The organism is Xanthobacteraceae bacterium (assembly GCA_019454205.1).
Lineage (GTDB): Bacteria > Pseudomonadota > Alphaproteobacteria > Rhizobiales > Xanthobacteraceae.
In genome coordinates this window covers 3006148-3019135 of the sequence record CP075369.1, presented here as the reverse complement: position 1 = coordinate 3019135, position 12988 = coordinate 3006148, and the positions used below count along the sequence as shown (strand labels likewise).

Genomic DNA, 12988 nt, shown 5'->3' with positions numbered 1-12988 from the left:
CCTTGAAGGCAAGCCGCGCGCGGCGCAAGCCTTCCACATAGGCCTTGCGCATAAGCCTTGCGCGGCGGCCTCGCAGAAGGCGGCGTGCCGGGGCGCGAACCCCGGCCCTAGCTCACTCCATCAGCATGCGCTTGAGGACTTCGATCTCCTCGGACAGCGCTTTGTCGCCTTGCACAAGCCCTTCGATCTTTCGCACCGCATGCAGGACCGTGGTGTGGTCGCGTCCGCCGAAACGGCGGCCGATTTCGGGAAGCGAGCGCAGGGTCAGCACCTTCGCGAGATACATCGCGATCTGGCGCGGGCGCACCACGTTCGCGGTGCGGCGCGAGGACAATAAGTCCGCGCGGGTCACGCCATAGTGCTTCGACACCACTTTCAGGATGTCCTCGACGCGGATGCGGCGCGGATCGGCCGGGCGCACCAGATCGCGGATCACTTCTTCCGCGAGTTCTGTGGTGACGGCTTTTTTATAGAACTGGCTGTGATGCAGGAGACGGGTCACCGCGGCTTCCAGATCGCGGCCACTCTGGGTGACCTGACTCGCGACGTAAGCGAGCACTTGCGGCGGCACGTCGAAGCGCTGCTCGTCGCCGCGCAGCAAATTAACGCGCGCGGCGAGGATTTTCAGGCGCAGCTCCTCGTCCATCGGTCCGATCTCGACGGTGAGACCGCCGCCGAGGCGCGAGCGCACGCGATCTTCCAGATTTTCGAGTTCCGCCGGCGGACGGTCGGCGGCGACCACCACCTGCCGTCCGGCGTCGGTCAACGCGTTCAGCGTGTGGCAGAACTCCTGCTGCACCGCGCGCCCCTGCAGGAATTGCAGGTCGTCGATGATGAGCGCGTCGATGCCGCGCAGCGCTTCCTTGAACGCGATCGCCGACTGGTTTTTCAGCGCGGCGACGAAGCCGTACATGAACTTCTCGGCGGTCAGATAAACCGCGCGGCGGCCGCTCGCCTCGAACGCCCATGCGATGGCCTGCAACAGATGGGTTTTGCCGAGACCCACCGAGGCATGAATGTAGAGCGGATTGAAGCGCGGCTGCGCGCCGGTGGATACGTCCGTGATCTGGCGCGCGGCGGCGTGCGCGAGGCCGTTCTGCTTGCCGACCAGAAAGGTGTCGAAGGTCATGCGCGGATCGAGTGGCGAGCCGGTAGTGCCGTCGCCACGCGAGAGGCCGCCGCTGCGCGCGACCTGCTTGCGGCCGAAGCCTTCCGCTTCCGCGCCCGCGGGTTTCTGCGCGTCGGGCTTTTCGTTGGTGACCTGCACGCGCATCACGGCGCTGCGCACCTGCAATTCGAGGCTGGCGAAGCCCGGCATCTCCGCGAGCCAGAGCGTGCGCAGGCGGTCGCTGTGGTGTTCTTCCAGCCAGGACTTCAGGAAGCGCGTCGGCACCGAAAGGCGGACATGGCTGCCGTCGGTTTCCACCAGCTGCACGCGCGCGAACCAGCTGTTGTAGACGTCCTCGCCCACTTCGGCGCGAAGACGGCGCCGGATGCGCTCCCAGCGTCCCGCGAAATCGTCGTTTCCGGTTTCCATTGCTTCCAGCTCGCTCTCTTTTACGTTCTTCTTGGCGATGCTCATTTTCGCTCCCGGCGAAATCTGCTGACGAAGCGGCGTCCGCGCCGCATCCGCGGCACCGGCACGCACTTTCATCGGTTGTCATTGAAAGGATGAGAAGTCGTCTGGCGCTTGCCCGCCGGCCCGGTTGTTACCCGGATCGGTGTTTCGCGCGCGCTTGCACGCTACAGACGGTGGCGATACCGCCGCTGCGCGCTCTGAATTGTTCGCTGCCGCCGTTTTTCGTCTTGTTGTTCATCGCCGCCCCGTTCGGCGCTCCGTGCTGCGCCGTATTGTTGTCGTCAAAATTGCCGCCGCCCGTCCGTCTCGATTGCCGCCGCTTCCAAATGACTACTCGTTTACCTGTCGCCGCATGTCACAGGTGAACCGTATGCCGTTTTGGAACAAAACCTCCCCGCCCATCGAATGATGAGTGTAAAAACACGCTACCGCTGAAGCTGATGTCTTCGCCGTAACCTCGAAGACGAAATGACGATAAGCAGCGAGAACGCGACAATCAACGGCGTTTTGCGCATGCATGCGCTTGCCACGCCTGCGCCATACGCCGCAGCACGGCGAATGATTTTTTTTCGCCGCCACAAATCGCTGACTCAGTTGAAGGAATCGGCTCCGGAGCCGCGCTCATGCATGACGGCAAGGTGACAAGAGCATGAATGAAGTTTTTTCATCGAATTGCAGCGATGACAGCGTTTTCCAACTCCAGAAAAAATCTTGACTGCCAAGTTTCTGTGAATCTTCGCGATTTTTTTTCAAATGCGAAGCCCTATCCCGTCGCGCACACGCGCAAAAACGCGCGGCTGCACAATCCGAAACAGTGAGTCAAAATAAAAATCCCGGCGCAAGCGCCGGGATTTTCATGAAACGACCAAAGTCAAGATTGCTTTTAGGTCAGCCTAGCTTCTTAACGCGCGCGGTAAGACGCGAAACGGTGCGCGAAGCGGTGTTCTTGTGAATGACGCCATTCTGCGCCGCGCGCACGATGACCGGCTCCGCCGCTTTCATCGCTTCGCGCGCCTTTGTCTTGTCGCCGCCAGCGATCGCTTCTTCCACCTTGCGGATAAAAGTTCGCATGCGGGAGCGACGCGCAATGTTGATGGTCGTGCGGCGCGCAATCTTGCGGCTCGCTTTTTTCGCAGAAGTCGTATTGGCCATGAAGCCGGTACCGTAGGTTTAGTTGTGTGACAAAAAGGAACCCCGGCGAACGGCGAATACGCCGGCCTCTCCGGGCGCGGTTCCTATAGGCGGGCAGGTCAGGGCCGTCAACGGAAGAATACGGGCGAATTTTGCCAGCGTTTACCGGTGCTTGAAGGCGGGCGGACGCTTGGAAACGAAGGCATTCATGCCTTCCTTCTGATCCCCGGTGCCGAACAGCGACTGGAATACCCGCCGCTCGAAGCGGATGCCCTCCGAAAGCGTGCTCTCATAGGCGCGATTTACGCTTTCCTTCGCGGCCATGACCGCAGGCAGCGACAGACCGGCAATCGTCTCGGCGACTTTCAGCGCTTCCTTTTGCAGATCGGCCAGCGGCACGATCCGCGCGACCAGACCGGAACGCTCGGCTTCCTCGGCGCCCATCATGCGGCCGGTGAGTACGAGTTCCATCGCCTTCGCCTTGCCGATGATACGGGTCAGGCGCTGCGTGCCGCCCGCGCCGGGAATGACGCCGAGCTTGATCTCGGGCTGGCCGAACTGCGCATTGTCGGCGGCAAGAAGGATGTCGCACATCATCGCGACTTCGCAGCCGCCCCCGAGCGCATAGCCCGACACCGCCGCGACCAGCGGCTTGCGGAAACGGCCGAGCCGGTCCCATGGCGTGATGAAGTCGTCGACATAGGTGCCGGGATATTCGAGCGGTTCCATCTCTTTAATGTCAGCGCCTGCGGCGAAAGCCTTCTCGGAGCCGGTCAGGATCACGCAGCCGATGTTCGCGTCGGTCTCCCAGCCGTCGAGCACGGCATTCATTTCCCTGAAGATCTGCGCGTTCAGCGCGTTCAGCGCCTTCGGGCGGTTCAGCGTGATGATGCCGACGCGGCCTTTGGTTTCGACCAGGATGGTTTCGTAAGCCGTCTTTTGTTCGGACATGCGTGTTCCTCCAGCTTCCCCTTTGCTAGCCAAGGCTTCTTAGCGCCGCAACATCAGCGCTGACAGACCGGGCAGTAATAGGTGGTGCGCGCATTCTGCACGATCGCCTTGATCTTGCCCGTGCAGCCGCGGGTCGGGCACTTCACGCCTTCGCGGTCATAGACCCGGAAACGGTGCTGGAACATGCCGAGATCGCCGTCGGTTTTCCGGTGATCGCGCAGCGACGAGCCGCCCGCCTCGATGGCGGCGGCAATCACCTTCCTGATTGCGGGAACGAGGCGCTTGGCACCCTCGGCCGGGTCACCGCCGCGATCCGCCAGCACGCGGGCGGGCCGTTTCGGGGAGAGGTGCGCCAAATGCAGCGCCTCCGACACATATATATTGCCGAGGCCCGCCACGATGCGCTGGTCGAGGAGCGCGGCTTTCAGGCTGGTAGAGCGCCCGGCGCATTTCGCGGCGAGATAGACGGCGGTCAGCTCATTGCCCAGCGGCTCCGGGCCGAGACCCTTGAACAAGGGGTGCTCCGGCAGCGCGGCGGTATCGGCCAGCAGCATCGCGCCGAACCGGCGCGGATCGTTGAAGGTGATGGTCGCGCGGGGACTCATGTGAAAGACCACATGGTCGTGCACCGACGCTTTTGCCCGCGGATACATGAACTCGCCGGGCGAGGTTTCCTCGTTACCGAGCAGGACGCGGAACGATCCCGACATGCCGAGATGCATGATCAGCGTCTCGTCCCGGTCGAGATCGGCCAGCAGGTATTTCGCGCGGCGGCGCAGGCGCAGGATTTTCCGACCCTGCATGCGTGCGGCAAACTGTTCTGGCAGCGGCCAGCGCAAATTCGCGCGCCGCGCTTCCAGCCGCTCGACGGTGGCGCCTTCCATGACCGGCACGAGGCCGCGGCGCACGGTTTCGACTTCGGGTAATTCAGGCATCCGGTAACGCTGTTTTCGCGATGCTTTGCACGGTGATAGCGAAAGGGGTGCGCGCGCGCTATGGTCCCGCGCGCTCAGGAACCCCATGACCAGCCCCGACAATTCCACCCATTTCGGCTTCCGCGACGTGCCGCTGACCGACAAGCAGCGCATGGTCGACGACGTGTTTCATTCGGTCGCGGGACGCTACGACCTGATGAACGACCTGATGTCCGGCGGCTTGCACCGGGTCTGGAAGGAAGCCCTCGTCTCGAAGCTGCGTCCGCCGCTCGGCGAACGCGCATTTACCGTGCTCGATGTCGCGGGCGGTACCGGAGACGTGGCGTTTCGCATCGTGGATGCGGGCGGAAGCAATGTCGCGGTCACCGTCGCCGACATCAACGGCGACATGCTCGGCGTGGGCCGCGAGCGCGCGGTGCAAAAAGGCTTCGATCATGCGGTGCGCTTCGCGGAAGCGAACGCGGAATCGCTGCCCTTCCCCGACAGGAAGTTCGACGCCGTGACCATCGCATTCGGAATTCGCAACGTGCCGCGAATTCCTGTCGCGCTGAAAGAAATGTTCCGCGTGCTGAAGACCGGCGGCCGGTTCTTCTGTCTCGAATTCAGCCAGGTCGATGTGCCGGGACTGGATGCGATCTACGACGCGTATTCGTTCCGCGCGATTCCGGAAATCGGCCGCATGGTCACGGGTGACCGCGAGTCCTATCAGTATCTCGTGGAATCGATCCGCAAGTTTCCGGAGCGCGAGGCGTTCTCCGGCCTGATGCGCGCGGCCGGGTTCTCGCGCGTCGAAGCGACGCCGATGACCGGCGGCATCGTCGCGCTGCATTCCGGCTGGCGGCTCTGAGGCCGGAAATTGTCCGCCATTATTCATCTTCTCCGTCTTGCCCGCGCCGGTTTCGTGTTTGCGCGCGAAGGCGTGCTGGCACTCGTCGACCCCGTCATGCTCACGCCGGGGCAACGCATCCTGGTCCGGCTTGCGCGGCTGATCGAGCGGCGTGGCGCCGGATCGAGCCGCGTGCGGCTCGCGAAGGCGCTGACGCGCCTCGGTCCTTCCTATGTGAAACTCGGCCAGTTCCTCGCGACGCGCCCCGACGTGGTCGGCGCGGAAATCTCGCGCGACCTGGAATCCTTGCAGGACAAGATGGCGCCGTTCGGCAGCGAGATCGCGGAACGCATCATCGCGGATTCGTTCGGCAAGCCGGTCAAGGACCTGTTCGTCTCCTTCGGGCCGCCGGTCGCGGCGGCCTCGATCGCGCAGGTGCATCGCGCGGAAATGATGGTGGACGGCGAGCGCCGCGCGGTGGCGGTAAAGGTGCTTCGCCCCGGCATCGAAACGCGCTTCCGCCGCGACCTGGAAACTTTCTTCTTCGCTGCGCGCATGGCCGAGCAGCGTTCGCCGGAAGCGCGGCGGCTTCGCATGATCGCGACGGTGGAAACACTCGCGCGCTCGGTGACGATGGAAATGGATTTGCGTCTCGAAGCGGCGGCGCTGTCCGAACTGAAAGAGAATACGAAAGAAGACCCCGATTTCCGCGTGCCGCGCGTGTTCTGGGAATATACCGCGCGGCCCGTGCTCACGACCGAATGGATCGACGGCACGCCGCTGAACGACCGCGATGCCTTACGCGCGAAGGGGCATGACCTCGTGCGGCTAAGCCGCGTGCTGATCCAGAGCTTCCTGCGGCAGGCGATCCGCGACGGCTTCTTCCACGCCGACCTGCATCCCGGAAACCTGTTCGTGGATGCGGACGGCAATCTGGTCGCGGTCGATTGCGGCATCATGGGCCGCCTCGGCATGAAGGAGCGGCGGTTCCTGGCGGAAATCCTCTACGGCTTCATCACGAAGAACTGGTTGCGCACCGCCGAGATTCATTTCGAGGCGGGCTATGTGCCCGCGCATCATTCGGTCGAAGACTTCGCGCAAGCGATCCGCGCCATCGGCGAGCCGATCCACGACCGCCCCGCCAGCGAAATCTCGATGGCGAAACTGCTGACGTTGCTCTTTGAAGTGACGTCGCTGTTCGAGATGCGCACGCGGCCCGAACTTCTGCTGTTGCAGAAGACGATGGTGGTGGTCGAGGGCGTGGCGCGCTCGCTCGACCCCAACCTCGATATGTGGACCACCGCGGAGCCGGTGGTGCGCGGCTGGATCGAGCGCTATCTCGGCCCCATCGGCAAACTCGAAAGCGCGGCAGGCGAACTCGGCACCTTCGCGCGGCTGGTCGGCGACGCGCCGCAAATGCTGACGCGCGCCTCTGCCGCGTTTGAGCGCTTCGACGAGCAGACCCGCGACGGGATCGTACTCGCACCGGAGACGGTCGATGCCATCGGCCGCGCGGAAGCGAAACACTGGCGCTGGGCCACGCTCGCGCTCTGGGTGATCGCCGGGCTGTTCGCGATCTACCTGTTCTGGCACTGAGCCGCGCCCTCTTCTCTTATTTACGATGTTGGCGGCGGCGGATTGGCTTTGTGCAAACGGCGTGCAATTATACAGTTAAGTTCTGATAATTAGCCCGGAAAGACGTACCGGGCACGGTTTTGCGTAACGCCATGCCGCTACAGGGAAAAAATATTCTGCTGATTATCGCGGGCGGGATCGCGGCTTATAAAAGCCTCGACCTGATCCGGCGGCTGCGCGAGCGCGGCGCGAAGGTGCGCGTGATCATGACCCGTGCGGCACAGGAATTCGTGACCCCGCTCGCGGTCGGCGCAATCGCGGGCGAACGCCCCTTCACCGAGCTGTTCGATCTCGCGGCTGAGTTCGACATCGGTCACATTCGTCTCGCGCGCGAAGCGGACCTGATCGTGGTGGCCCCCGCCACCGCCGACCTGATGGCGAAGATGGTGCAGGGCCGCGCCGACGATCTCGCTTCCACCGTGCTGCTCGCCGCCGACCGGCGGATTCTGCTCGCGCCCGCAATGAACCCGGCGATGTGGATGAACACCGCGACACGCAGGAATGTCGAACGGCTGCAAGCCGACGGCGCTGCCTTCGCCGGCCCGGAAGCGGGCGAGATGGCGGAAACCGGCGAACGCGGCGTGGGCCGCATGAGCGAGCCGCTCGCCATCGTCGCGGCGATCGAGAAAAATCTTTTCGAGATGCCGGCGCGCGACGCGCTCGCAGGAAAGAAGATCCTCGTCACGTCGGGTCCGACGCGCGAGCCGATCGACCCGGTGCGCTACATTTCCAATCATTCCTCCGGACGGCAGGGTCACGCACTCGCGCGCATGGCGGCGATTGCGGGCGCGGAAGTGGTGCTGGTTTCCGGCCCGGTCGCGCTGCCCGATCCGTCGGGCGTGAAAACCATCCATGTCGAGACCGCCGAGCAGATGCTGAACGCTTCGCAAGGCGCGCTGCCCGCGGACGCCGCGATCTTCGCGGCCGCCGTCGCCGACTGGCGGGTCGCGAACGAAGCCGCGCAGAAGATGAAGAAGCAGGACGGAAAGCTGCCGTTGCTTTCGTTTGCCGAGAACCCGGACATCCTCGCCACCATCTCGCGCCATTCGAACCTGCGCCCGCGCCTCGTGATCGGCTTCGCGGCGGAAACGGAAAACCTGATCGAGAACGCGCGGGCGAAGCTCATGAAAAAAGGCTGCGACTGGATCGTCGCGAACGACGTCTCCACCGGCACTTCCACGTTCGGCGGCGGCTCGAACGAAGTGCATCTGGTCAGCGCGACGGGCGTCGAATCCTGGCCGATGCAAAGCAAGGAAGCGGTCGCGGCCGGCCTTGTAAAAAGAATCGCGGCAACGCTCGGCGGTGCGGCATGAACACCGTTCAGTTCACGCGCCTCGATCACGCGAAGGATTTGCCCGCGCCGGAATATGCGACCGCGGGCGCGGCGGGCATGGATCTCGTCGCCGCCGTTCCCGCCAGCGAGCCGCTCATTCTCGCGCCGCGCGGGCGTGCGGCGGTGCCGACCGGGCTGACCTTCGCAATCCCGCAGGGCTTCGAGGGGCAGGTGCGTCCGCGCTCCGGCCTTGCGCTGAAAAACGGCGTCACCGTTCTCAACGCGCCCGGCACCATCGATTCCGATTATCGCGGCGAAGTGAAAGTCATCCTCGTCAATACGAGCGACGAGCCGTTCGAGATCACGCGCGGCATGCGCATCGCGCAGATCGTGTTCGCGCGCACCGAGCAGATGAAATTACAGGAAGTGCAATCGCTGGACGAAACCGCGCGCGGCAGCGGCGGCTTCGGTTCCACCGGCGTTCAGTCATCCCGAAAGAGTGCTTGAGCATGGCCCGTCTATCCGAAAAAAGTTTGCTTGCCGTCGCCGCCGTGGTGGATGTGGCGATCCATTCGCGCGGCCGTCCGGTCGCAGCAAAAGCGCTGGCGGAACGGCACGACCTGCCGCCGCGGCATCTGGAGCCGATGCTGCAGGCGCTCGTCCATGCCGGAATCCTGAAAGGCGTGCGCGGTCCGCGCGGCGGCTATGAACTCGCGCGCGAGCGCCGCCGCATCTCGATCGCGGAAATCGCGCAGATCGCGGAGAACGCCGAGAACAACGATCGCCAGCGCAAGCCCGCAGTGATCACCAACATCATCGCGCCCGCCATCGCCAAGGCGGAACGTGCGTTCGACGCGGCGCTTGGCGAAATCACCATCGAGTCACTATGCCGGAACGCCGAGCGCGAGGGACTGGCCGAAGGCGAGGCTTCCGCCGATTTCAACATCTGATTTATGTCAATTTCTGACTTCGTCGACTTCCGTATGTGAATATGCTACGCGGCCCTTCCCCACTGGCAGCCTTCTGGCACCGCTGAACGCAAACCGGAGCAAGCAATGGCCGAGAAACACAAACCGGGCCGCGGACGGATTTTCGATTCCATCACGCAGACCATCGGTGACACGCCGCTGGTGCGCCTCAACCGCCTACCCGCGCAACGCGGCGTGAAGGCGAACATTCTCGCCAAGCTCGAATTCTTCAATCCGATCTCGTCGGTGAAGGACCGTATCGGCGTCTCCATGATCGAGGCGATGGAAGCGGCGGGCGTGCTGAAACCCGACACCGTGCTGGTGGAGCCGACTTCCGGCAACACCGGCATCGCGCTTGCCTTCGTCGCGGCCGCGCGCGGCTATCGTCTCATTCTCGTCATGCCGGAATCGATGTCGATCGAGCGGCGCAAGATGCTCACATTGCTCGGCGCCGAACTGGTGCTCACCGAGCCGGGTCAGGGCATGCGTGGCGCGGTCGCGAAGGCCGAACAGCTTATCGCCGAGTTGAAGAACGCGGCGATGCCGCAGCAATTCCGCAACCTCGCGAATCCGAAAATTCATCGCGAGACCACCGCGGAAGAAATCTGGAACGACACCAAGGGCGAGATCGACGCCTTCGTCGCGGGTGTGGGCACCGGCGGCACCATCACCGGCGTGGGTCAGGCGCTCAAACCCCGCCGCGCGAGCCTGAAAGTGATCGCGGTGGAACCCGAAGACAGCCCGGTGCTCTCCGGCGGCCAGCCCGGTCCGCATAAAATTCAGGGCATCGGCGCGGGTTTCGTGCCGGAAGTGCTGGACCGCGCGGTCATCGACGAAGTGGTGACGGTGGGCAACCAGACCGCCTTCGACACCGCCCGCGCGCTCGCGAAATTCGAGGGCATTCCCGGCGGCATTTCTTCCGGCGCGGCAGTCGCGGCAGCGCTCGAAATCGGCGCGCGCCCGGAATATGCGGGCAAGAATATCGTCGTGATCGTGCCGTCCTTTGCCGAGCGGTATCTCTCGACCGCGCTGTTCGAAGGACTTTAAGGCGCATTTGCCTTTCCCGCGCCCCTTCCCGCACGGACTCTCCGAAAGCTAGAGTGGCTTGATTCGCGGCCGCGGCGGCCCGCGAACACCGTCGGCGCGGCTCTGCGCGGGCGGCGCGAGAGGCACATCAACGCGATGCCGGATACGGCAGTCACCGGCGGGGGCAAACCGTCGGCAAACGGATTCTGGAGAGCAGCGGCGCGCGCGGCGTCTTCGGGCGCGTTTGCCTGCATTCTTCTTTTATCCGCGACGGCGCGCTCGCTCGCCGCTCCCGAATTCGTCGAGCGGCTGATCGCGTTCGCGAACACGCTGGACCGCCGCGAGATCGGATCGCTGGCGCTGACGCTTGGCATCCTGCTGTTCGCGGTGGTGACCGCGATCATGCTGCTGCGGACCCGCGCCCGCGCGAGGGCCGACCACGCGAAAGCGCGGCGCGACATCGCGCGCGCGCGCGCGGAAGCCGAACGCATGACGGCGCTCCTGCTCTCCGAGCCGCAGGTGGTGGTGATCTGGGACGGCGCGGATCACGAGCCGACCATTCTCGGCAGCGCTTCGAGCCTCAACGGCGGCGATTCACTGCGCAGAATTCTTGCCTTCGGTTCATGGCTCGGCGCGGAACCCGCGGCCATGATGGACGCGGCGGTCGATGCGCTGCGCAAGGAAGGGAAAGCATTCGGCTACGCGCTGCTGACCCCGCGCGGGCGCCATGTCGAAGCCGAAGGGCGGCCCATCGGCGGCATTGCCGTGCTTCGCCTGCGCGACGTCACCGGCGCAAAGCGCGACCACGCTTCCGCGCTCGAACAGTTCAAGCGGCTGCAAACCGAAACCGAGCAGATCCGCGCGTTGCTCGACCAGACGCCGTCGCCGGTGTGGCTGCGCGATTCCGAGCAGAAGATTTCATTCGCCAACCGTGCCTATGCCGCGGCGGTGGAAGCGAAGAACCCCGCCGACGTGATCGAGCGCAGCATCGAACTGCTCGATCAGCCCTCGCGCGCGGAAGTCGCACGCGGACGGCAGGAGCGCGGCTCGTTCCGCGGACGCATGAACGCGGTTGTCGCCGGGTCGCGGCGTACGCTTGAGGTTTTCGAGACGAGCACGGGACGCGGCGCGGCGGGGATCGCGCTCGACGTCACCGACGCGGAAATGGCGCGCAACGAAATCGGGCGCGTGATGGAAGCGCACCAGCGCACGCTCAACCAGCTCGCGACCGGCGTTGCCATCTTCGGCGCGGACCGGAGGCTCGCGTTCTACAATGCGGCCTATGTCGCGCTGTTCCGGCTGGAGCCTTCGTTCCTCGACGACCGGCCGGACGACTCGATGGTGCTCGACAAACTGCGCGCGCAGCGTTGCGTGCCGGAGACCAGCGACTTCCGCGCGTTCAAGGCCTCGCTCCACGAAGCCTATGAGGCGGTGGATGCGCGCCAGTCGCTCTGGCATCTGCCCGACGGGCGCTCGCTTCGTGTCGCCGCGACGCCGAACGCGCAGGGCGGCGTCACCTATCTGTTCGACGACATCTCGGAAGGTGTCGCGCTCGCGAGCCGTTTCAACACCATCGCCAACACGCAGACCGAAACGCTGGACGCGCTCGCCGAAGCGGTCGCGGTGTTCGCAGGCGACGGGCGACTGCATCTGCACAATTCGGCGTTCCGCGAGCTATGGCGGATCGGCGCGGATGAACTGGTCGAGAAGCCGCACGTCAACGTCATCAAGCAGCACTGCCGCGCGCTGGACATGCGCAGCGCCGAAATCTGGACCGCGATCGAGCGCATCATCACCGGCGTCGCCGAGCGGCACCGCTTCACGCGGCAACTGGAGGAACAGGGCCGCACACTGGAATGTTCGGTGACGCCACTGCCCGACGGCGGCAACCTCGTCACCTTCCGCGACATCAGCGACAGCGTGCGCATCGAGCGCGTGCTGCGCGAACGCAACGCCGCGCTGATCGCCGCCGACGCGATCCGCGATACGGTGATCCGCTACATTTCGCACGACCTGCGCTCGCCGCTGAACAACATCAGCGGCTACACGCAATTCCTCGGCACGCCCGAAGCCGGTCCGCTCACCGAGCGGCAGCGCGAGTATCTCGGCCACATTTCCTCGTCGAGCGCCGAACTGCTCGCGATCGTGGACAGCCTGCAACTCGCCATCGCCGACGCGGGGGGCGAGCGGGTGTTGCCGCGCGAAGTCGATGTACGCGCGCTGCTGGATGCGATTGCGCGCGAAAGCGGACCAAGGCTCCGCGAGAAGCGGCTGTCGCTGCACATTGACGTCCCGGCGGGGATCGGCCGTTTCGGCGCGGACGAAGATAAGGTGCGCCAGGTGTTGCAAAACCTGGTCGCCAATGCCGCGCTGCACTCGCCTGAAGGCGAAACCATCGGCCTCGCGGCGGAGCGCCGCCAGCACGCCATGCTGTTCCACGTCTCCGACCGTGGTCCCGGCATCCCGCGCGACGTACAGGAGCGCCTGTTCCAGAATTTGGAAACCTTGCCGATCGATTCCACCCACCGGGGCGCGGGTCTTGGGCTATCTCTGGTCCGTTCGGCCATGAAGTTGCAGGGCGGGGACGTTATGATCGACTCCGAGCCGAACCGGGGTACGGTCGTGACCTGCGTGTTTCCGCTCGCATCGCCAGAAGCCTAGGAC

11 protein-coding genes are annotated in these 12988 nt (G+C 64.6%); 7 read left to right on the top strand and 4 right to left on the bottom strand.

Annotated elements, in window-relative coordinates:
* Positions 1-112: 112 nt before the first annotated feature.
* The 4 genes from dnaA to mutM form a co-directional block, all read right to left on the bottom strand.
* Positions 113-1537, bottom strand: a complete 1425-nt coding sequence (gene dnaA, locus KF794_15310; protein ID QYK46735.1) for a chromosomal replication initiator protein DnaA — start codon at positions 1535-1537, stop codon at positions 113-115.
* A gap of 930 nt (positions 1538-2467) precedes the next feature.
* Positions 2468-2731, bottom strand: coding sequence for a 30S ribosomal protein S20 (gene rpsT / locus KF794_15305; GenBank protein QYK45086.1), 264 nt, complete (start codon positions 2729-2731; stop codon positions 2468-2470).
* Between the two features lie 141 nt (positions 2732-2872).
* A complete protein-coding gene (locus tag KF794_15300) occupies positions 2873-3661 on the bottom strand; it encodes an enoyl-CoA hydratase (protein QYK45085.1) in 789 nt (262 codons plus the stop codon).
* Between the two features lie 53 nt (positions 3662-3714).
* Positions 3715-4596 carry a bifunctional DNA-formamidopyrimidine glycosylase/DNA-(apurinic or apyrimidinic site) lyase gene (mutM, locus tag KF794_15295; GenBank protein ID QYK45084.1) on the bottom strand — a complete coding sequence of 294 codons (882 nt, stop codon included), beginning with the start codon at positions 4594-4596 and terminating at the stop codon, positions 3715-3717.
* 85 nt (positions 4597-4681) lie between these two features.
* Between mutM and ubiE the strand changes: the two genes are divergently transcribed.
* From ubiE to KF794_15260, 7 genes are all read left to right on the top strand, one after another.
* Positions 4682-5443 (top strand): bifunctional demethylmenaquinone methyltransferase/2-methoxy-6-polyprenyl-1,4-benzoquinol methylase UbiE, encoded by a 762-nt coding sequence (gene ubiE, locus KF794_15290; GenBank protein QYK45083.1) that lies wholly within the window; start codon positions 4682-4684, stop codon positions 5441-5443.
* 21 nt (positions 5444-5464) lie between these two features.
* Positions 5465-7018, top strand: coding sequence for a 2-polyprenylphenol 6-hydroxylase (ubiB, locus tag KF794_15285; GenBank protein QYK46734.1), 1554 nt, complete (start codon positions 5465-5467; stop codon positions 7016-7018).
* Between the two features lie 131 nt (positions 7019-7149).
* The gene (gene coaBC / locus KF794_15280) at positions 7150-8370 is read left to right on the top strand and encodes a bifunctional phosphopantothenoylcysteine decarboxylase/phosphopantothenate--cysteine ligase CoaBC (GenBank protein ID QYK45082.1); all 1221 of its coding nucleotides are present in this window, start codon (positions 7150-7152) and stop codon (positions 8368-8370) included.
* Positions 8367-8837 (top strand): dUTP diphosphatase, encoded by a 471-nt coding sequence (gene dut / locus KF794_15275; protein QYK45081.1) that lies wholly within the window; start codon positions 8367-8369, stop codon positions 8835-8837. Before coaBC ends, dut begins: the two co-directional genes overlap by 4 nt.
* A 2-nt stretch (positions 8838-8839) precedes the next feature.
* Positions 8840-9280 carry an Rrf2 family transcriptional regulator gene (locus KF794_15270; protein QYK45080.1) on the top strand — a complete coding sequence of 147 codons (441 nt, stop codon included), beginning with the start codon at positions 8840-8842 and terminating at the stop codon, positions 9278-9280.
* 105 nt (positions 9281-9385) lie between these two features.
* Positions 9386-10345 (top strand): cysteine synthase A, encoded by a 960-nt coding sequence (gene cysK / locus KF794_15265; GenBank protein ID QYK45079.1) that lies wholly within the window; start codon positions 9386-9388, stop codon positions 10343-10345.
* A gap of 135 nt (positions 10346-10480) precedes the next feature.
* Entirely contained in the window at positions 10481-12985 is a 2505-nt protein-coding gene (locus tag KF794_15260) for a PAS-domain containing protein (protein ID QYK45078.1), read from the top strand.
* Positions 12986-12988 lie beyond the last annotated feature (3 nt).

Excerpts from the sequence above, each read along its gene's own strand:
- dut (QYK45081.1), top strand. The coding sequence starts at position 8,367 with ATGAACACCGTTCAGTTCACGCGCCTCGATCACGCGAAGGATTTGCCC.
- ubiE (QYK45083.1), top strand. The coding sequence starts at position 4,682 with ATGACCAGCCCCGACAATTCCACCCATTTCGGCTTCCGCGACGTGCCG.
- mutM (QYK45084.1), bottom strand. The coding sequence starts at position 4,596 with ATGCCTGAATTACCCGAAGTCGAAACCGTGCGCCGCGGCCTCGTGCCG.
- KF794_15260 (QYK45078.1), top strand. The coding sequence starts at position 10,481 with ATGCCGGATACGGCAGTCACCGGCGGGGGCAAACCGTCGGCAAACGGA.
- rpsT (QYK45086.1), bottom strand. The coding sequence starts at position 2,731 with ATGGCCAATACGACTTCTGCGAAAAAAGCGAGCCGCAAGATTGCGCGC.
- KF794_15270 (QYK45080.1), top strand. The coding sequence starts at position 8,840 with ATGGCCCGTCTATCCGAAAAAAGTTTGCTTGCCGTCGCCGCCGTGGTG.
- coaBC (QYK45082.1), top strand. The coding sequence starts at position 7,150 with ATGCCGCTACAGGGAAAAAATATTCTGCTGATTATCGCGGGCGGGATC.
- cysK (QYK45079.1), top strand. The coding sequence starts at position 9,386 with ATGGCCGAGAAACACAAACCGGGCCGCGGACGGATTTTCGATTCCATC.
- KF794_15300 (QYK45085.1), bottom strand. The coding sequence starts at position 3,661 with ATGTCCGAACAAAAGACGGCTTACGAAACCATCCTGGTCGAAACCAAA.
- dnaA (QYK46735.1), bottom strand. The coding sequence starts at position 1,537 with ATGGAAACCGGAAACGACGATTTCGCGGGACGCTGGGAGCGCATCCGG.